The sequence below is a fragment of the Paenibacillus sp. BGI2013 genome (genome assembly GCF_002843485.1).
Classification (GTDB): Bacteria; Bacillota; Bacilli; order Paenibacillales; family Paenibacillaceae; genus Paenibacillus; species Paenibacillus amylolyticus.
Window position 1 is genome coordinate 168,035 of the sequence record NZ_PJFA01000004.1, and the last position, 21,330, is coordinate 189,364.

General features: G+C 42.8%; 18 protein-coding genes. 16 read left to right on the plus strand and 2 right to left on the minus strand.

What is annotated here, in order from left to right:
- Positions 1-145: 145 nt before the first annotated feature.
- Entirely contained in the window at positions 146-1,288 is a 1,143-nt protein-coding gene (locus CXK86_RS11800) for a family 8 glycosyl hydrolase (protein WP_101313766.1), read from the minus strand.
- A 288-nt stretch (positions 1,289-1,576) separates the two neighbouring features.
- Here CXK86_RS11800 and CXK86_RS11805 point away from each other — a divergent pair, with 288 nt between their 5' ends.
- The 14 genes from CXK86_RS11805 to CXK86_RS11875 all read left to right on the plus strand — a co-directional run bounded on the left by CXK86_RS11805 (position 1,577) and on the right by CXK86_RS11875 (position 18,078).
- Entirely contained in the window at positions 1,577-2,860 is a 1,284-nt protein-coding gene (locus CXK86_RS11805) for an SGNH/GDSL hydrolase family protein (protein WP_101313767.1), read from the plus strand.
- 41 nt (positions 2,861-2,901) lie between these two features.
- Entirely contained in the window at positions 2,902-3,675 is a 774-nt protein-coding gene (locus CXK86_RS11810) for an alpha/beta hydrolase (RefSeq protein ID WP_076253046.1), read from the plus strand.
- A gap of 71 nt (positions 3,676-3,746) precedes the next feature.
- Positions 3,747-4,382 carry a glycoside hydrolase family 11 protein gene (locus CXK86_RS11815; protein ID WP_036615877.1) on the plus strand — a complete coding sequence of 212 codons (636 nt, stop codon included), beginning with the start codon at positions 3,747-3,749 and terminating at the stop codon, positions 4,380-4,382.
- A 133-nt stretch (positions 4,383-4,515) separates the two neighbouring features.
- On the plus strand, positions 4,516-5,355 hold the full coding sequence (locus tag CXK86_RS11820) for a formylglycine-generating enzyme family protein (RefSeq protein WP_101313768.1): 840 nt from the start codon (positions 4,516-4,518) through the stop codon (positions 5,353-5,355).
- Positions 5,356-5,705: 350 nt separating this feature from the next.
- Entirely contained in the window at positions 5,706-6,821 is a 1,116-nt protein-coding gene (locus tag CXK86_RS11825; protein ID WP_101313769.1) for a response regulator transcription factor, read from the plus strand.
- A gap of 22 nt (positions 6,822-6,843) precedes the next feature.
- Positions 6,844-8,607, plus strand: coding sequence for a sensor histidine kinase (locus CXK86_RS11830; protein WP_257467815.1), 1,764 nt, complete (start codon positions 6,844-6,846; stop codon positions 8,605-8,607).
- A gap of 13 nt (positions 8,608-8,620) precedes the next feature.
- Positions 8,621-10,162 (plus strand): response regulator, encoded by a 1,542-nt coding sequence (locus tag CXK86_RS11835; RefSeq protein ID WP_101313771.1) that lies wholly within the window; start codon positions 8,621-8,623, stop codon positions 10,160-10,162.
- Positions 10,163-10,301: 139 nt separating this feature from the next.
- Positions 10,302-11,957: a type 2 periplasmic-binding domain-containing protein gene (locus tag CXK86_RS11840; protein WP_036671131.1), complete on the plus strand. Its 1,656-nt coding sequence runs from the start codon at positions 10,302-10,304 to the stop codon at positions 11,955-11,957.
- A 112-nt stretch (positions 11,958-12,069) separates the two neighbouring features.
- Positions 12,070-13,035 carry an ABC transporter permease gene (locus tag CXK86_RS11845; protein ID WP_017688458.1) on the plus strand — a complete coding sequence of 322 codons (966 nt, stop codon included), beginning with the start codon at positions 12,070-12,072 and terminating at the stop codon, positions 13,033-13,035.
- Positions 13,036-13,047: 12 nt separating this feature from the next.
- Positions 13,048-13,950, plus strand: a complete 903-nt coding sequence (locus tag CXK86_RS11850) for a carbohydrate ABC transporter permease (RefSeq protein WP_017688457.1) — start codon at positions 13,048-13,050, stop codon at positions 13,948-13,950.
- 283 nt (positions 13,951-14,233) lie between these two features.
- Positions 14,234-14,608, plus strand: coding sequence for a response regulator transcription factor (locus tag CXK86_RS11855; RefSeq protein WP_036615858.1), 375 nt, complete (start codon positions 14,234-14,236; stop codon positions 14,606-14,608).
- Positions 14,598-15,233, plus strand: coding sequence for a chemotaxis protein CheC (locus CXK86_RS11860; RefSeq protein WP_076253050.1), 636 nt, complete (start codon positions 14,598-14,600; stop codon positions 15,231-15,233). Before CXK86_RS11855 ends, CXK86_RS11860 begins: the two co-directional genes overlap by 11 nt.
- Complete coding sequence (locus CXK86_RS11865) at positions 15,226-16,188, plus strand: sensor domain-containing diguanylate cyclase (RefSeq protein WP_036671133.1); 963 nt, start codon at positions 15,226-15,228, stop codon at positions 16,186-16,188. The genes CXK86_RS11860 and CXK86_RS11865 overlap by 8 nt, the downstream gene beginning before the upstream one ends.
- A gap of 1,092 nt (positions 16,189-17,280) precedes the next feature.
- Positions 17,281-18,078 (plus strand): hypothetical protein, encoded by a 798-nt coding sequence (locus CXK86_RS11875; protein ID WP_036615847.1) that lies wholly within the window; start codon positions 17,281-17,283, stop codon positions 18,076-18,078.
- A gap of 72 nt (positions 18,079-18,150) precedes the next feature.
- Here CXK86_RS11875 and CXK86_RS11880 read toward each other — a convergent pair whose 3' ends face one another.
- The gene (locus CXK86_RS11880) at positions 18,151-18,495 is read right to left on the minus strand and encodes a winged helix-turn-helix transcriptional regulator (protein ID WP_047842975.1); all 345 of its coding nucleotides are present in this window, start codon (positions 18,493-18,495) and stop codon (positions 18,151-18,153) included.
- Positions 18,496-18,761: 266 nt separating this feature from the next.
- Here CXK86_RS11880 and CXK86_RS11885 point away from each other — a divergent pair, with 266 nt between their 5' ends.
- Both CXK86_RS11885 and CXK86_RS11890 read left to right on the plus strand, forming a co-directional pair.
- Complete coding sequence (locus tag CXK86_RS11885) at positions 18,762-19,865, plus strand: Gfo/Idh/MocA family protein (RefSeq protein ID WP_076253052.1); 1,104 nt, start codon at positions 18,762-18,764, stop codon at positions 19,863-19,865.
- Between the two features lie 116 nt (positions 19,866-19,981).
- The gene (locus tag CXK86_RS11890) at positions 19,982-21,328 is read left to right on the plus strand and encodes an NtaA/DmoA family FMN-dependent monooxygenase (protein WP_076253053.1); all 1,347 of its coding nucleotides are present in this window, start codon (positions 19,982-19,984) and stop codon (positions 21,326-21,328) included.
- The last annotated feature ends 2 nt before the right edge of the window (positions 21,329-21,330 follow it).

Sequence of the window (21,330 nt, forward strand, 5' to 3'; positions counted from 1 at the left end):
AACATATGCGAGCCGGGAACGTTTTTTATTGATATAGATTAAATCGTAATATCATTGCATCCTTCTTAAAATTCAGTGATTGGACCTGTCCTGCAAGCCAAACGTTCACAGGGCAGGTTCAACGGCTCGTGCACACTTTCTTAGTTTAGTACATGCGATATCTTCCGCTTAGAGCGAGCATGCTGAAAAAATACAGGCAATTGTCGTAATAACGTCGCTCTCCCTGACGCAAAGGTGTGTTCCAGAACTTGCGAACGAATGTGTCAGCATGTGGACCTTCCGCAGCCAGTGAAGCCATGGCATTGGTAGCCAGCAAACCTACAGGATGCAGTGAAGGTTCGTCGAAAGGTTCACCTTCTATTGTATAACGACGATAATCGGACATTTCAATATCACTGAAGAAGGATTGAATCCGATTGGATTGTTCGATCTGCCAGTGATCCTTGCGGAACCATTCCCAGTCCAGCGCTATATTTGCAGCAACACGGTAGGCATCACTGTAAAAATGTCTGAAATCACCATACGGCTGTATTGGAGCCGGAGAGCCGTCATAGTTCGCATATTCAGGTGATAGTCCGGTTACGGGATGGCAGGCTGTATGAAGGTAAGCTCTACTAGCGGCCGCCGCTTCTTTCCAGAAGCGCTGATCTTCTTCATCCGCATATTTCGCGAATAGCTCATAAAAATGAGGCAGATGGTAGGATGGGTCGCTAAACGGTGTTTCTGGTATGAATTTGATCAGTTTTGTTTCCGGGTCCCACATGGGATCGCCTTCGCCGTCTTCGCCTTGATGTATACATGCACGAAGGATTTTGCGGGCTTGTGCCTTGTAATCATAAGGTTCAGCGCCATCGCCCCAGCGGTTGGAGGCAAAAAAAAGCGCCATGGCAAAAAACTCCTCACCATCAGGAGCAGGACCTTGCGAGAGTCGGGTTCCGTCAGGCTTGCAATGCCAGGCAAAATAATCTTTATAACGACCCGCTTTATGTTGCATAAACGAGTGTGAGAAATTCCAGAGTCGATCAAATTCCTCCTTTTTGTCCATCTGAACAGCCATCATCATGCCATAGGACATGCCCTCGGAGCGAACATCGAGATTACCAGTGTCCAGCAAATAACCCTTGTCCTCACCCATGTGGTAATATATTCGAGTATTGTCATCGCCGTAAAACAGCTCGTTCCATGTTTCTTCCAATCTGTTCGTGATCTCATTCTCATCGTAGCCTAGCTTCAAGAACAGATTTGTATATGTACCCGTATCCCACGCGCCTTGACCCGTGATATTCATGAGTATCCTCCTTCATCAATGCGGTTTTTCAAAATTATAACATGGAAATAGTATACAAATTAAAGCGTTTACATGAAAAATTATAGGTGTTCAGATCTGCATGTCATTGTACTCAAATTAAAATGATATATTGGTTAAAATCCTATACTTTGTCAGGTTGTTGTAAAATTATGTAAGGGATACACTTTGGGAGAAGGATCACATCTGATCTAATAATACAAGCTGTGATTCTTTATAAGTCGTTTGAGGATGGTCAGAATCTAAACCGGAAGGATGTGATGATGATTTATGCTCCAGGATTCAGGAGATGCAGGTGAAAACACGGAATTCACTGCACCGCGCGATCCAGTTGGAGTGACAGCGTCGGCAGTCAAGCCCGCAATTGATTTTGAGTCACATAGATATCGCGACATGATTGGCCGATCTCTTCTGAACAAAGGGAATAATGTCAGATTAAAGCGAGCCATTAAGAAGGCAAAAAACGGCGAATCTGTCGTTATCGCTTATATTGGAGGCTCCATTACCCATGGTGCTGGTGCAGTACCTATTCATCTCCAAAGTTACGCTTATCGGTCGTATGAGTCGTTCAAGTTTATGTTTGCGCTTTCAAAAGATAGTCCGATTCATCTGATTAAAGCAGGTGTGGGTGGAACTCCTTCAGAACTGGGGATTGTACGTTATGATCGTGATGTGCTGAGGGGAGGTGCCGTTCAGCCGGATATTGTCATAATCGAATTCGCAGTCAATGACGCAGATGATGAAACCCAAGGTAAATGTTACGAGAGTTTGGTACTCAAAGCACTTACTGCCGATAACAAGCCAGCGGTCATCTTGTTATTCAGTGTATTCGAAAATGACTGGAATCTACAGGATCGTCTCGCTCCGGTAGGCTGGCATTATGATCTGCCAATGGTAAGTGTGAAAGATGCTGTCGTAGATCAGTTCAGCAAGACAAAAGGTGAAGGCAACGTTATTTCCAAAAAGCAATTTTTCCATGATATATATCATCCAACTAACATAGGGCATCGAATTATGGCCGATTGTTTGGAATATTTGTTCGACGTGACGAATCGTTCTGAGTGGGATGAGAAAGATCATGATATTGAAAAAGCTCCGCTAATTGGAAATGAATTTGTTAATGTGAAGCTGTTGGATCGGAAAAACGGCAATCATATTGCCCGAATCGATGCAGGCTCTTTTTGTAAAACGGACACGGATCTGCAGATGGCTGAGATGGATGCTCATGACTATGGTACACCTCAGTTCCCCAACAACTGGATGCGTACAGGAGAGGGAAAAGAGGATCAGAGTAGTTTTCGGATAAGTTTGCAGTGCAAACGCCTCATTCTGATCTTCAAGGATTCTGGTAACGATGAATTCGGAACTGCACATATCAAGGTAGATGGGGTATTTGTCCAAAAAGTCGATCCGCGTCAAGTGAACTGGACCCATTGCCATGCCACACTTCTGCTTAACGAAGAGCATGTGGGGGAGCACTCCATCGAGATCGAAATGGCGGAAGGCCATGAACATAAATGCTTCACTATTCTGGGTTTTGGCTATGTGGATTAACTGAAGACTGATAGTCACTCATATGTTCGGAGGAAAAGAGAATGGAATTGATCTCACCAGCAGTAACGGGATATGACCAGTATCGGGAGAATATACCACGTGGAGTCATGGAGACGGTAGAGTATCCTTCCACCACGGTTGGCAATTCCCGTAAAGCGATGGTGTACACCCCACCAGAATTTTCTTCGACAACGATGTATCCTGTACTTTTTCTTTTGCATGGTATTGGCGGAGACGAAACCGAATGGCATACTCATGGATCTCCGCAAATTATTCTCGATAATCTGTACAACGATAATATGCTTGAACCGATGGTTATTGTTTTCCCCAACGGTCGCGCAATGTCGAATGATCGAGCCGTAGGAGACCTGTTTGAACCTGAGAAAATCAAAGCATTTAAACGGTTCGAATCCGATCTGCTCAACGATTTGATACCTTACATGGAGTCGAACTACCCTTTGCATAAAAGCCGGGATAAAAGGGCGATTGCTGGTTTATCCATGGGTGGAGGTCAATCCTTAAATATCGGATTAAATAATCTAGACCATTTTGCATGGATCGGTGCTTTCTCTGCAGCCCCAAACACCAGAAGTCCGGAGCTACTTGTCCCTGATCTTTCGAAAGCGCCTTCATTACTCTCGCTGTTATGGATCTCTTGCGGTGAACAGGACAATCTTATAGAGATTAGTCTTGGGGTTCACCAATATTTGGCGCAACACGGAGTACCTCACATTTGGCATGAGGAAAGTGGAGGACATGATTGGCCCGTGTGGAAGAACGATTTGTATCTGTTTTCGCAACGTCTTTTCAAGTGAATTTGCTGAAGAACATTCATATCGGATTGTAGCATCAACCAAATCTATTAAAATATCAGGAGGTATAATCTATGTTTAAATTTAGCAAAAAATTGTTAACCGTTGTTCTTGCAGCTTCCATGAGTTTTGGTGTCTTCGCAGCCACATCGAGCGCAGCAACAGATTATTGGCAAAATTGGACAGATGGTGGAGGAACGGTCAACGCCGTGAATGGATCGGGCGGGAATTACAGCGTGAATTGGCAAAATACCGGGAACTTTGTTGTCGGGAAAGGGTGGACATACGGTACGCCTAATCGAGTGGTCAATTATAATGCCGGCGTATTCTCTCCTTCAGGTAACGGCTATCTCACCTTCTATGGTTGGACTAGAAACGCTCTAATTGAATATTACGTGGTGGATAGCTGGGGAACGTATCGTCCTACCGGAACGTATAAGGGCTCGATGACTAGTGATGGCGGCACATATGACATCTATACAACGATGAGATACAATGCACCTTCCATTGATGGTACTCAGACTTTCCCTCAGTATTGGAGTGTTAGACAGACCAAGAAACCAATCGGAGTCAATTCTACCATCACGTTCAGTAATCATGTGAATGCATGGGCGAGCAAAGGGATGTACTTAGGCAACAGCTGGTCCTATCAGGTGATGGCAACGGAAGGTTATCAAAGTAGCGGAAGCGCAAACGTGACGGTTTGGTAAAAATGATGTGATGCAGTTCAACTTCTGCACCTGCATTTGAAATTCAATTTTCCGGTAGCGTTGAGTAACGTTATTCTCCAGACTAACGGACCTCGACGTTGCCGGATTTAAGCTAGTAAAGGAGAATAATTGAATGAAGAAGCTGGTATGGTTAACTTTAATCGCTATAGTTGTTAGTCTAAGTGCTTGTTCAGCAAGTAATACGAAATTAAGCGATGACTTGGTATTCGTCGAAGGAGGAGCCTTCAAGAGCAGTAAGCCGAGTCAGATCGATAGGAATGAAACGCTGGATTCCTTCTATATTGGCAAATATGAAGTAACTCAAAAAGAATGGATGGAGGTTATGGGGGAAAACCCTTCTGGCTTCAAGGGAGATGACCTGCCTGTTGAAATGGTCAGCTGGTATGACGCAGTGGAATACTGTAATCAAAAAAGTATAAAAGAAAACCTGAAACCTTATTACAATATAGATAAAGACAACCAGGACACGAATAATCACAATGAAAATGACACTATAAAATGGAATGTAACGATCAACGAGGACGCCAACGGTTACCGTTTACCCACAGAGGCAGAATGGGAATACGCTGCAAGCGGAGGTCAAAAGAGCTTAAATTACACATACAGCGGAAGTAACAATCCTGATGAAGTGGCTTGGTACTGGGTAAATGCCGGCGAGAACATTCTGACGGGTGACTGGAGCTGGCCCGCTATTGAGAGCAACCGTAATCAAACCAAAAAAGTCGGAACTCAGAAGGCGAATGAGTTAGGAATCTATGATATGTCTGGGAATGTGAGAGAATGGTGCTGGGACTGGTACAGCGATTCGGAGAGTCCCAATCAATCCTGGCGAGTTGTGAAAGGCGGAGGCTGGATCGGCGGTGTCAATAACAATGAAATATCATTTCGAGGCAAATTTGATGCAAATGGTTTTGGTCCCGATCAAGGATTCCGTATTGTGCGTGGAGAATGAAAACTCTTTTACCTGGCAATAGATTACTTCTGATCTAAACCTATACTTTGTCGGGTGAAAACCTATAGTTTAACAGGTTGTTGTACCAAAATGTAAGCGTTACACTTGAATTGTTATCCCGGCACTTCGCTAAAATCGGAGCGTTCTTATAGTACGGTCCGATGGAACCATGTTCTATGTTATTGATAAATGACGATGAGACTGGTAGAAATTTTGTTCTCCAAAGTTGTACGAGCAGACAACAATCCTGCTGTTGTTCTGCTGTTTAGCGTTTTCAGAACAACTGGAATCTACCTATTGATATAGATAAAATACATGCAGCTGATCAAGGATAAAAGTGAGGTGAGCTAATGTACAAGGTCATTGTCGCGGATGATGAGCCGTTTATGCTAGAAGGATGGAGAACAATGATTGACTGGCGAGCTTGTGGATATGAACTCTGCGGAACGGCAACAGATGGGGAGGAAGCACTTGCTTTATTCAACTCGGTTGAACCGGATCTTGTCGTCACGGATATTCAAATGCCTGTTATGGATGGTCTTGGTTTGATTCACACCTTGCGAGAAGATCTCGCCTATACCTCTAAAATTGTTATCGTTACAGGATACTCCGATTTTAATTACGCGAAGCAAGCCATACGGTATCAGGTCGATCAGTACGTGCTTAAACCTCTTGTTCCCGAGGAGATTCATCAAATCCTTATGGACATGATTGAACCTCTGGACAAACGCAGAAATGAGCAAAAACAGCAAAATGGAGTCATGGTTACAGATGAAGCCTATGAGAATCATCTTAATGAATATCTAATAAGCGAAGAATATGATTTAGAGCAAATGATGAACATCTCCAAAGAGATCTTGGCGTTGATTGAAGCAGAAAATACGTATTCTATCGATATTGCAGTGAGTGCACTATTAGAGAAAAGTGAGAAAGCAGAGGTTTCGTTGGAATGGATACATCATGTCATCCGATATATCCATGGGGAGTTGCTACGTAAATATGGAAAAAGAGAGGGTTGCAGAGAAATACTATGTGAAAAAGATTGGCATGAGGCTGCGAGTTGGTCTTCCGGCACATTGCAAGACCTGTGTGTTCGACTGTCCAAGCAACTTTCCCAGTCTGAATTGAAGCAAAAGACGGGTACGGGAGGGCTGGTTGCAGAAGCAGTGAATGAATTGAAGCAGCACTATCGAAGTAAAATTAAATTACAGGATGTAGCTAATCGTATTCACGTGAATTCTGCCTACCTGGGTCAACAGTTCAAGCGGGAGATGGGGGTCAGTTTCAGTGACTATGTGCACCAGCTTCGTGTTGAGGAGGCCCGTAAACTCCTGCGACGTACCAATATGAAGATCACTGACATTGCATTCAGGCTAGGATATCATGATGCTGAATATTTCACCCAAAAGTTCAGAGCGCATACAGGGGAGCTTCCGTCAGTCTATAAAAACAAAAACCAAGGGTGATTATATGCGTCATAAATTCTGGATGTTCAGTAAGGTTAATGATATTCCTCTCCGATCCAAATTTCTGCTTATTTATGTACTTAGTATTCTCCTTCCTGTAATAACGATTAATATCTTCTTTTATGAACGAACCTCTGCGGATATCAAGATTAGAGAACAGGAAAATCTACGTAAATCCATCGACAGGGCTGCGGGGGAACTGCTAGGCATGATTGATGAGAGCGTTGCCCTGAGCCGAATTATTGCAGCAGACGATTCGCTCTATGAGGCACTGGATCGGACCTATCACTCCCCCGTGGATTATTACAACGTCTACCATGCATTCCTGCGAGATAAATTAACACGGTACATGTCAGCGAATATTCTGGAGGTGCGTATCTATACGGATAACGATACCATTCAGACGGGCAGTCATTATATCGTGATGAAAGACAAGAATGTACTCCCTGGATTGAAACAGCTGAAATCCACCAGTGGAGGCATTCTTGTCGTTGATTATATTGAGCCATCCGGATTTAACGCGGGAAGAAGAATCAGTGTGATTGGCAAAATGGATACCTATACTTCCTATGCCAATTACAACAAGTATTCCAAGATTGATCTGGAACTTAGCCGGGTGTACAGCATTTTAAATCGTGAATCAGACAGTCTTCAGCTGCGTCTGGTGGACAGCAACAATCGAACTGTCGTTTCAAGTGGGGATTTCAGCGAAACCGACTTATCCCCCCTTGATAATGAATCAATGCTCAAGGAATCTGGAGATTCTGCTTACACGCTCGAAAAATCGTTGGGGAATCTAGCCTACCTAAAGGGTTGGAAATTGATTGGAGTTGCCGATACGCGTCACCTTGACCACCTTTTGCAAGAAGCCTTTAAATCAATTCTGGGGTTGCTCGCATTAAGTATCGTGGTCCCCTCTGTATTGATCTACATTATTTTGCGTTCCTACCACTATCGGATTCGCAAGTTGTCAAGACATATGGAGAAGGTTCGTAACGAACGATTCGATCTGATTGAAATTCACGAAGGCCGCGACGAAATTGGCGGGCTTATTCGTACATTTAACATCATGATTGGTAAAATTCATACGCTGATTAATGACGTATATAAACTGGAAATCCGCCAAAAAGATCTGGAGCTGGATCAAGTGAGGACTGAATTGTCCATGCTCCAGAGTCAGATGAATCCCCATTTTTTATTTAACACATTGAATGCCTTGCTAGTCGTTAGTACAAAGAATGGATATACGGAAGTAATTGAGATTATTAAAAGTCTGTCCAAGCTGATGAGACAGTTGCTCAGTCATTCTGACAATCTGATTCCTTTGCAAGAAGAGCTACAATTTACGAATCTTTATCTCCAGATTGAGAAGTTTCGCTTTGGAGAGCTGTTTGATTACACCTTCGAGGTTGATCCTGATGCAGCTTCGTTGCTTATTCCCCGAATGAGTATTCAACCGCTCGTCGAAAATGCCTGCAAACACGGCTTGCAGGCGCGAAAAAATGGAAGACAGATCAAGATAACGGCGAGTCGAAACACTTCTGAACTGGTTATTCAGGTGATCGATAATGGAATCGGTATGGATGCAGGGAGATTAACCGAGCTCCTGCGAGATATTCGTTCTGAAAGACCCAGGAACGGCGAGCATGTAGGACTCCGCAATGTCTACCGCAGGTTGGAACTCTTTTATGAAGGAAATGCGATATTTGATCTAAGCAGTGTACCTGGAAAGGAAACTATTGCAGGGTACCGTATACCGATCTCCAAGCTGGAACAGAGGAAATAGGAGGTGAACTCTCATGTATAAAGTGCTATTAGTCGATGATGAACCTTATGCCATTGAAGGGTTACAGCTTCTGATCAATTGGGAAAAGTATGGTTTTGAAATCAGAGGTGTGTGCGCCAACGGTGAGGAAGCCATTCGGATGATGGAACAAGATCGACCTGATCTCGTGGTGACAGACATTCGTATGCCTGTGATGAATGGGCTGCAACTTGTAGAAGAAGCACGACGATTGGAACATGAGTCTGTGCTGTTTGTCATCACGAGTGGATACAGTGACTTTAATTATGCCAGACAAGCTATTCGATTAGGTGTCTCCAACTATTTAACCAAACCGGTTGATAGTACAGAAGCAGAGGATATGTTGGTCCGTCTCCGTATGCAATTGCAGGAGCGTGAAACCCAGGAGCGTATAAGGGAACATGCAAATGAGCAAAGGATCAAAGCGTTTTTGTCCGCACTGATTAAGGATAAGCAAAATATATCGGAGGAGGAGATGTCAGAGATACTTCCTCGTTTAAACAAGTCCCATTGGGCATACCTGCGGATAGCCTTTCAGGGAGATATTCAGGAAGTCTGTCCAGTAGTCGAACAAACGGCTGAAGAAACAACTTGCTGTTATGTGATAGACAGAACAAGAGACTCATTGGGACTTGTATGGGGGGAGGAAACGAATGATAGAAATGAGACGTTTGAAGCAATTAAAGCTTTTACCCAGCGTTTAATGAATAATATGCAACATAACGGCTGCGGAGATATTCATATCGCGGTTGGATTAACGGTCAACAAACTGGAGCATTTATCTGAATCCTTCCGCTCCGCTCAGGAAGTTGGGCGTTATTTGTTTTTTAATCAAGAGCATCTTTTGTTTGCCGAAGATATTCAGCTGGAGAATTGGCAGTTTGATCCGGAAACGCTGTCAGAGGTGGACCATATTTGCGATTTGCTTGAAAACGGTTCTGTGGAGGACCTCTCGTCTGCGATTCGGAGTGCTTTTGAACTGTTTGTACAGATGAAGGCTGCGCCAGAGATTGTACATATTTTCTCTACCCATATTATATTCCGCGGATTGTCCCTGTGCAGAGAATTAGGAGGAGAACCTAATGCTCTAATGAACGAATTGGCGAGCGGAATTCTGGAGAAGGGCCATCGAAATATAGAAGAGGTTGCTAACAATCTGGAACATTTCTGTTTGCAATGTAAGTCAGCACTGGCAATTTTCCGGGAGAGGCAAATGGGTGGCATCCAGGCGACGGTTGCTGAATATGTGCAGATGCATTACAGGGAGACATTTACGATCCAGGAGCTCGCAGAACGATTCTACGTGAATCCTGTCCATTTAGGGCAATCCTTTTTGCGAAAGTATGGTAAGGGTGTAATCGAGGTAGTACATGATCTAAGAATGGAAGAAGCGAAGCGTCTGCTCCAGCAGACGAATCAAACATCCAGTGCGATTGCGGAGCAAGTAGGGTACCGCAGTTACCAGCATTTTCTCAGACACTTCGAAAAACGAACAGCCATGAAACCAGTAGAATACAGGCAAAAGTATGCGAATTGATCCATGAAAAAGAAGAACCCCTCCTGAATAAGACCTACAATTACAGGGGGGTAGACCTTAAATGTATATATTTTGTAACCGCATACATTTCTTCATACTAAAAACAGTAAGACATACCACTTCCAAGGAGGGCAAGTACATGGGGGGACTTAAGAAAAAGAAGCTTTGGGGTTCCGTATCACTCGTTCTGGCTTTGAGTTTGGCACTGGCAGGATGCAGCGGTGACAATGAGAAAGCGACTACAAAGGATGGGAAAGAGGTACTGAACATCTCGGCCTTTATCGGAACGCCAAATCAGGCGCCAGCTAAAGATAACCGAATCTACAAGAAGATTCAGGATGAACTCGGCGTTAATCTTGAGATGGAGTTTCTAGTAGGTGATCTTCAACAGAAGTTGGGCGTTATGATTGCCGGGGGCGATTTCCCGGATCTGATCACAGCAGACACCAAGTTGGTCTCAGCGGGTGCGGTTATTCCGCTCGAAGATCTCATTGAAGAGCATGCACCTAATCTGAAGAAACATTTCGGTAAAGACTGGAACCGGATGAAAGATTCCAGTGACGGACATATTTACTGGTTGCCTAACTATGGAGTGTATACAGGAGAGTTCATTAGTAACTATTATTCTGGTCCTGCATTCTGGATCCAAAAGTCCATACTGAAGGATGCCGGGTACCCAACTCCTAAAACGTTGGATGATTTCACAAAGTTGGTCCGTGATTATGCAGCCAAGAATCCAACTATTGATGGTCAACCAACGATTGGTTTCACTACATTGGCTTCAGACTGGCGGACGTTCCCTTTGCTTAACCCACCTGAACATCTTACGGGTCACCCCAACGACGGGGGCGTAGTCGTAGATGATAGTGGAGTCGCAACCGTTTTTGCCGACAAAGATATCTCCAAACGGTATTATAAGGAACTAAACAATCTGTACAACGAGGGATTGCTGGATAAAGAAGCCTTTGTTCAGAACTACGATCAATATCTGGCCAAAATTTCTTCGGGACGTGTGCTTAGTATGTTCGACCAGCACTGGAATTTCCAAGCCGGCGAAGACCCACTCGTAGCACAGGGGAAAATTGGTCAGACATACGTAGGCTTCCCGCTTGTCTATGATACAAGTATCACAGATCATTATCTGGATCGTCCGGTCATTAACTTGAACAATGGTTTTGGTATCAGTAAAGATGCCGAAGACCCTGTCGCACTCATCAAATTCCTCGATAAGCTTATGGACGAGAAGTACCAGAAGCTCTTGTCATGGGGTGAAGAGGGTGTAGACTACCAAGTGAATGAAGAGGGAAGATTCTATCGTACACCAGAGCAACGGACAGAGCAGGATGATCCAGCATGGAGATTGGTTAACAAAGCTGAAGGTTTCTACGCTGCTGCACCGAAGCTTGAAGGAACATTTGAAGATGGCAATGCAATTGGAGCGATCAACCAACCTGAGGAATTCTATGACAACCTCAAACCGGAAGATAAAGAACTTCTGGATGCATACGGCTTCAAAACGTGGAGTGACTTCTTCTCTCCTGCACCAGAAAATCCAGTGTACTATCCAGCATGGCAGGTCGATCTGAAAGAAGGCTCTGATGCTGCGGTAGCGAACAAACAAATGACAGACACTTCATTGAAATTCTTGCCTAAAGCAATCATGTCAAAACCGAATGAGTTCGATAACATTTGGACTGAATATGTAGACGCTTACAAGAAGATCGATGTCAAATCCTATGAAGATCGAATTAATGATCAACTGAAATGGAGAATCGAGAACTGGTCTGTTAAATAAAAAAATGCGGCAATGATTCTCTCGGAAGGTATCAACCAAAGGATTACTCAGGCGAGTGCCTTCCGGGGACATCATGCTTAAAGTCGCTGCAAGCCAATAGGAGGAGTGAAAGATGGCGAACACGCCTGGAGCCATACCAGAGCAAACCACCCGTACAGTCGTTCCCAAAGCACCACTGTTAAAACGATTGCGCGGACAAAGACAACTCATGTTCATGTCATTGCCCATCGTTGCGTACATTCTCGTATTCTCGTATTATCCCATTTGGGGCTGGGTTATGGCCTTTCAGAATTACAGTCCTGCGAAGAGTTTCACGCAGCAGGAATGGGTCGGGCTCAAACACTTTAAGTTTTTGCTAACAGACGATGCATTTCTTAACGTGCTTCGTAATACCATTGCGATGAGCGTCATCAATATGGTGCTCGGATTTGCCACAGCAATTATATTTGCCATTTTACTTAATGAGATCAAACATAAGTTATATAAACGAACCATTCAAACAATATCGTATTTACCTCACTTTCTCTCATGGATTATTGTGACAGGTATCGTAGCAAGTTCACTATCTGTAGATGGTGGGATTGTGAATGTGGTACTCATGAAGCTGCATATCATTCAAGAACCTATCATGTGGCTTAGCGTTCCGGAATACTTCTGGGGCATTGTAGGCGCATCCCATGTATGGAAAGAAGTTGGCTGGAATGCCATTATTTATTTGGCGGCCATCACGTCTATCGATCCTTCCCTCTATGAAGCGGCAGAGATTGATGGTGCGAACCGATATAAGAAAATGCTGTATGTGACCTTACCCGGAATCAAATCCATTGTTATCATTTTGCTGATCATGAATATGGGCTGGATTTTGGAAGCTGGATTCGAGGTTCAGTATCTGTTAGGTAATGGTGTGGTTGTCGACTGGTCACAGACGATAGATATATTTGTCCTGAAGTACGGACTACAGATCGGGAATTATTCTTTGGCTACTGCGGCAGGTATCTTCAAAACAGTAGTTAGTATCACGCTGATCTTTGCGGCGAATTCAATTTCCAAACGGCTCGGGGAAGACCGATTAATATAAGGGGGACTAGAGATGGGAATCAATAAATCTCGGCTTGAACCGATTGTCTTCCATACGTTAAATGGTATACTGATGATCGCAATCGCGATTGTTACCCTGTATCCGTTTGTGAATACACTCGCCGTATCATTCAATGCCGGTAATGACACCATCCGGGGTGGGATTTATCTGTGGCCTCGGGTATGGACAGATCAAAACTACAGAGCAGTATTTGCAGGAGGGACCATCTTCAGCGCCTTTGGTATATCTGTGGCGAGAACGGTTTTGGGGACAGTTTTAAGTCTATTCTTAACCTCCATGCTGGCTTACACACTAAGCCGAAAAGATTATATATTACGAAAGCCCATTACCATTACAGTTGTTCTTACGATGTATTTTAGTGCAGGTCTTATTCCAACTTACTTCCTAATGAAAGATTTGCATTTGTTAAACAACTTCCTGGTGTACATTATTCCTGGGCTGATCAGTGCCTTTAATATGATTGTTATTAGAACTTATATCCAGACACTACCCGAGGGATTGATCGAATCCGCCAAAATCGATGGTGCTGGAGATTTCAGAACATTCATTTCCATTATTCTACCGCTGTGCCAACCGGTTCTTGCTACTGTTGCACTGTTCATTGCAGTCGGTCAATGGAATTCTTGGTTTGATACGTTTCTGTATGCATCTTCCAAACAAAACCTAAGCACGCTGCAATATGAGTTGATGAAACTATTATCATCTTCTATGAATTCCAACAGCAGTGCAGCCGTTGCCAATGGTGCAGATCTTGGTGCTGCGCGTAACATGGTCACACCTGTATCTATTCGGGCAGCGATTACGATTGTTGCGGCATTACCCATCTTAGTCGTATATCCATTTTTGCAGAAGTATTTCGTTCATGGCTTGCAGCTTGGAGGGGTAAAAGAGTAAACTTAATGCAGTTCCAGATAACCGATCAAAAACGGTCACTAGGTGACCGTTTTTTTATGTTTTTTTAAACGGCGGGCCGTAGTATGTCAATTGCACACGAATCTAACTTATTCAATAATGTTGTTGACAATTAAATTAAAGTTACTATAATTTATATTTACTTGATTCACCAGTCAGTCTCTTTTCAGGGTGCCACTGCGCGCGAAAGCCCTATATCAAGAACTGTCCACAGCGCCTGACCATCCCGAGCCCTTACCACTTTATCAAGGAGACTGAAGAGAAAATGAAAGTATTAATCGTGGAAGACTCCATTTTCGTACAGAAATTACTTACAAAGCTGATTGTTGATCATATTCCAGAATGCGAGATTCAGATTGCTAATAATGGAGAGCAAGGATACAACCTATTCAAGGAATTTCAACCTGATTTTATAACCACCGACCTGCTAATGCCTGGTTTGAACGGACAAGAAATGCTTCGAATGATTCGAGAAACGGATAGCAATGTCAAAATTATTATCTTATCCGCAGATATTCAGAAGACAACTAGGGATGAAGTTGAAATGTTAGGCATTTCTGGTTTTCTGAATAAACCGTTAACCGCAGAGAAGGCAACTACCATGATTCAACTGATTCAGGCGGCCTATCATGCTGAATGATTTACAGAAGGATTTGCTTACTGAACTAGTGAACGTTTACGTGGGACAAGCGGCTAACATGTTGTCAGAGATTGTAGACAAGCGTATCGTTTTGAATATTCCGGAAGTGGAACTAATCTCCATATCCGATGTTGATCCTGGAGATCGAAGATACAACATTTTCTTTAGTGAAGGTCACCTGTTTAGGTCATCCTTACAGTTCGGATACGAATTTCAGGGAAAAGCATTTCTGATGTTTCCTGTTGAGCAGGCTAAAGTATTGGCAAACATCTGTCTTGGAGAACTGGGTGAGAGCGTTATACCGAACGATCCGAACCTGATGGATACGGATTTGGACGTTTTGAAGGAAGTTAGCAATGTCCTGCTTAACGCGATTATTGGAGAATTCGGTAATTTCCTCGAGATCAAACTGGAATACGTCCTGCCTGATATTGAACTGATCTATGTCACCAATTCCGATCAACAAATATTGCTTCAGAATGAAGTTTATGTCCTGGTTTTACATACCTCGTTTTTACTTGCCGATACGGATGTGACAGGTATCATTGTCATAGCACTGAGTATGAACTCCATATCGAGCCTGCTGGCCAAAATGGACGCTTTGTTGGAGGCGGGCAATGGATAATCTTATTTCACAAGCTTTGAACAAAGCCCATATGGGAATAATGATCGTGGACAGGCATTTGAAAATTGTTGTGTGGAATGCCTGGTTGGAGCGCTTTACTGGCAAGAATGTAGAAGAGGTAGTAGGCTTGAATCTGCTTGAGGTCTGCCCACGGTTTAAGTCGAACATGTATTTAAATATTTTGCAAAATGCGCTGTATCATGGACAGAGCAGATTTTGCTCAAGCGCGTTACATAAGGCATTCATTCTTCCTAATGAAGGAGAGGATGAACAATTATTCAGACAAAATATGCATGTTGAACCGCTCTATCATGAAGATCGGAGTTATGCCCTTATTCAGATTACTGACATGACTAACACCAATACCAGGGTATATAAACTTAAAAATCTGATCAAAGAACTGGAGACGGAGTACGCCAAAATCAAAATCTCCGAGAAAATCAGCAAGCATTTGTCTTTGCATGATCCACTTACCGGTCTGCCTAATCGTCTTGCTTATAATGACCGTCTTGCCTGGGCCATCAGTAATGCCAAAAGAAACCATAACAAACTAGCCGTCATGTTTGTGGATGCTGATGGGTTTAAACAAGTGAATGATACATATGGACACCATGTTGGCGATCAAGTGTTGCTGGAAATGGCAAAGCGATTAAGTGAAACAATTCCAAGTGCGGACACTGTAGCTCGGCTTGGCGGGGACGAATTCATCATTTTAAGCCATCTGAAAGATGATCACGATGCTGAAGTCATCGCCAAAAGATTGGAAGCTGCATTCAGTACCCATTTCAAAATTGCCGGAAACTATATCAACCTTTCGATGAGTATTGGTATCAGCCTATTTCCCAAGCATGGACAGGAGCCTTCCGAACTTCTGAGACATGCGGATGGAGCTATGTACAAGATTAAAAAGAATGGCAAGAATGGTTACGGAATTTATGAACCTGAAAATGCTTAAGAAATCTAAAAATGTCTTTTAATAAAGTTGCTATAATAGCAACTTTATTTGTCTATACAATTAACATAAGAAAAAAATATGTTTTTTCCTCTATTACTGTACGGAATGCCGATTATCTTAATCATAGTGGGGTATTTCATATTTAAAGGGTACAAGAAGCGCAGGGGTATGAAGACGAACGATAAGTCGGTGGCTCCTGATGGTCAGCAAGCTAATATTAAACCATAGGATTAATAGTTGATATCACAATATTGAGCGGGACCAGAGTAAGGCCCGATGGAGAGCCGCTATATTAGCGGCTTTTTTGGATTTTATTAAATAAGAAGAAGTCTGAAAGAGGCGATAGTCAGAACAGTACCAAAAGCAAGGAGAAAAACGCCTCTAAACTTGATGCCCATCATATCGTATTCATGAAGTTCATCCTTCGTACGATTAAAAGGCCATGAATTGGGTCGTCTCAGTGCTCTAACTCCAAAGAATAAACCAATCATTCCAAGTAACAGAAAGAAAAAGAAGAAAAACATATCATCCCCCCTTTAACAAAGATAAGTAATATGGAAACCTATTGATTTGCCTATGCTGGCTGAGAATACATACTTTATGAAGGGTTACGTGGTTTGAACATTTTGTAGAAGATCAAACTGTATACATACGCCATCACCATAGGGATTAAAATACGAAGCGTAAGACCAGAGGAAGTTCCATCCATTAAAATACCACACTTTTCCGTAATCTTTGGCGATCCACTCTACAATAGTCAATATGAGAGCTGATACAACTGCTACTAACCATGGATGTGCTCGATGCCTGTTAATATAGTATATCATAAGACATCCAGCCATAAGGAAGATACCCACATCGAAAGGCAGAGCTGAAAAGGAGCGATTCGTGAATTCCGGAGCAAGGTGTCAAAAGTATTTCTTTGATGTTAAGGCAAGAAAACTAGCGAATTTATTTCAAAAAAACTGGAACAGTGCTATGATATAAAAGGAAAATAAATCTAATTATTACAATAAATTTAATATATTTACAGAGAGGGATTAAAGATTGAAACTATAATCCAAATATTTTTTATTATGAGGAGGATAAACTATGAATAAGAGAAAAACGAAGAAAGTTAGTACGGTAATGATTTGTATTCTATCGTTATTTTTGGCATCTTCAACAGTCCTGGCTAATACTGCATCTTCACCGTATAGTACACCCAAAATTAAGGGACACACGTACACTTTCACATCTGAAGTATGGACTCGAAATTTCACTACAGGTACGACTGCTGAAGCCGTTGCATCAGTGAAGGCTTCAGCAAGTGTTCCAAATGGATATATGGGAGCTATGGCTAGATTGTACACATCTGGCGGAAGCTTAACAGCTTCAAGTTCCATGACATATAATACGTCGAAAACCTCTAGTTTTTTTGTCTACTCTCCAAGAATAACGACTAAAACGACGTATTATGCTCAGAACGTTGGTGAATTCTATAATGGGAATGGATACACTCGGTATACTGGATACAAATCGCCAAACTTAAAGTTATCGAACGTAAATTCATCAAATGTTTTATTTGAAAACAACACTGAAACATCGGAAACGATTCACGAATTATTGCTTCAAACTAAATATGATGTCAATTCACAGGGCGATACCTATGGCTCAGCATTATCTGAACCAATCATTGGGGTTGAACCCGATTTGATTGCTGCAATTGGCACCAATGGAATCGAGGGTTATCTAAAAGCTGAAGATCTTACACCTAAAATCACTACCATCGAAGAAGCCTTGGCACAAACACAAGTGAATGGTACTGTTCGAACGATTCATTTGTATGATGTAGAAGGAGACAATATTATTGGAGAATTTGATGTAGTTACTGATTATAAAGTAGAATAAAAATTTCTCAGAGTAAAAGAGCCGCTAAATTGCGGCTTTTTTGGGTTAAGCTAGCCATTTCAATTAAGTGGTTTAGCCGTATTCTTTGCCAAAGTCCTCCATCTTTTCAAGGATCGGTAGTAACTTCATTCCCTTGTCTGTTAACGAATACTCAACTCGCGGAGGAACTTCCGGATATACAACACGTTGTATAACACCATCATTCTCCAACTCTTTAAGCTGCTTTGTAAGGGAGCCTTGAGACAGATCTCCAAGGAATTTTTTGATATCTGTATATCGCCGTGTTTCGTCTTTTAGGTACCATAAGATAAAATATTTCCAACGCCCAGAAAGGACATTCTGAGTAAAAGCTATGGCGTACATGTCACTTTTTCCATCTATAAACTCTTGTTCAAAACCTTCGTTGCAAACTCTCATTCATATCACTCCTGATCCAAAGGTACATAAAGATGTACTATGTTCATTTAAATTGCCCTCTTTGCTAATAAAACAAATACACCTATGATGGTGTCAACACCAAAACAATTTTAGTTTACCTAAAGTATGAAAGAATAATTAATGTTATCTCGATTGAATAGTTAGCAAGCTAAATAAATATATCATAGAAATGAGTGACTGATAAGGGCTGGAGCCAAACCGATATTCGATCATACTGTAAATTTTAACAAAGGAGATGTTTAACAATGAGTAAAAAAATTCGTACAGGTATCATAGGGGCATCCATTAATAACGGGTGGGCGAGTGGAACACATATTCCAGCTATTCAGCATTTGGATGAATTCGAGCTTACAGCGGTTGGGACAAGTAATATGGTGAGTGCAAAGAAAAGCGCAGAAGCTTTCTATGCAGATCACGGCTTTGATAATATGAAAGAGTTGGCTCAGCATCCTGATGTGGATATGGTCGTTGTCAGTATTAACGTCAAGGAACATTATAACGCCGTTAAAGCCGTTGTACCTGCTGGCAAACCAATCTATTGTGAATGGCCACTGGGTTCGAATACAAAGCAAGCCTTGGAAATGCAGGAATGGGTAGCGTCCGCACAACAGCCAAATGCGATTGGATTACAGGCTAGACAAGCCCCGGCCGTTCAATATGTAAAAGATTTATTGGCAGAAGGTTATGTGGGTAAAGTGTTATCTGCCAACCTGAAGATCGCCATTGATGGCATGGGTGGCGTTGGTGACAAGTCGAGTGCGTACTTGTATGACCGGAAAGTTGGAGGGAACTTGCTGACCATTGTAGGGGGCCATAATCTGGATGCCTTCACTTACATGCTTGGGGACTTTACAGAATTGTCTGCCACCACAGCTCAACAGTTTCCAGAAGTTGAATTGGTAGATATTCAGAAAGTCATCAAGAAAACAACGGATGATCAGATCATGATTACAGGAAAATTGACTAATGGTGCAGCAGCCAGTGTTCATATTCAAGGTGGAGTCAAACATCAGACAGGACTCACACTTGAAATTTTCGGAGACAATGGCACGATTGTGCTGAGCGCCCCGGCATCCATTCAATTCGGATCACACCAATTACGCGGTGCAGGATCTACGGACAACGAGCTTCGTGAACTACCCATTCCCGATGCCTATTACTCGGCTCCACATTCTTTATATAACGACTCCGGAATTGTTCTGAACATGGCTCAGGCTTATCGTAAGTTTGCCAAAGATATTCAAGAAGGTACTACCTTAGCACCTAATTTCGCGGATGCGGTGAAACTACATCAGTTACTGGATGCCGTCGAGAAATCAGCCCAGACCGGTGAACGTCAATATCTATAACCCTCACTAAACGGAACAAAATCTGATCCATCCATATACTTAGCATGCTAAATATATTCACGCTATAGTAAGGGCACAAATATCTGTGCCTGTCCAGAACGAAGGAGAAAATCGTTATGAAAAAAAGAAGTGAAATGCAACTGGCTTTACAGATGGTTTCGGGTTATGGAGCCGAATTTAGCGCATGGAGAATGCCTGGCACGGATCCTGCAGCTTACACCAATATGGATAGTTATGTAGAACGGGCTAAATTAGCTGAACAAGGAAAATTTCAAATGATTTTCATCGCTGACACTCCAGGCTTATCCAATAATTTAGGCCCACAGACACCTATGTTTCCTATGGACCCCATGTTGGCACTGATGGCAGTAGCAAGAGAGACACAACACATCGGGCTTGTGGCTACCCTCTCTACAACATTTAATTATCCCTACAACATTGCACGTCAGTTCAAAGCACTGGATGTTATCAGTCATGGACGTGTGGGATGGAATGCAGTTACCACATCCGATCCCCTAGCGGCTGCTAATTTCGGTGCCAGGGTTGAAAATCGCCAAGAGCGCTATGACAAGGCGCATGAAAGCATACAAATTGTTCAGTCCTTGTGGGGGAGTTGGGAACCAGACGCTTGGACGTTAGATGTAGAAGGAGGGGAATTTGCTGATATGGACAAAATCCAGCCTATTAACCTTCAGGGTCAATATTATGCATCTCGTGGTCCTTTGCCCATTCCGCCCTCTGAGCAAGGGCAGCCAGTGATTTTCCAGGCAGGGGGAGGAGGTGAAGGATTAGAATTAGCTGGGAAATATGCTTCGGGAGTGTACGCCAATCCTTATGATATTACGTCTGCCCGTGAACACAGACAAGCCATAAGGCAAAGTGCTGCCCGTTTCGGTCGAAACCCCGATGATATCAAAATGTTTGCTGGTTTTATGTTTTCTCTGGCTTCAACGGAGGAAGAAGCTCTGGATCGTCGGAAACAGCTTATGAGTTTTAATCCCCAGGAAATCCCTAGCAGGGTAAGTTACCTCGGCTCCATGGTTGGTTTACCCTTATCGGTAAACTCAGTAGATATAGATCAACCTTTAGCGCCAGACTTGTTGAAAAATGCATATGCCAACCCCATGGACCCACGTTCTCCGAGAGCCTTAAAGTTATTAAAAAAAGGACTCTCTGTAAGGGATGTTCTCGCTCACGGGGTCATCAACTATCATCCGGTTGTTGCAGGCACCCCGACACAGGTTGCTGACTTCTTGGAAGAATGGTTTTTGGCTGAAGCATGTGACGGATTCTCAGTCGTGCCCGATGTATCTTTTGATGGCGTTGCAGATTTTGTGAATCAGGTAGTACCTATCTTGCAGGAACGCGGTTTGTTCCATAAGGAATATGAAGGAAAAACACTACGCGAGAATATGGGCGTTCCTTACGAATACGGATTGCAGGAACATGGAATCAACGAATAAAG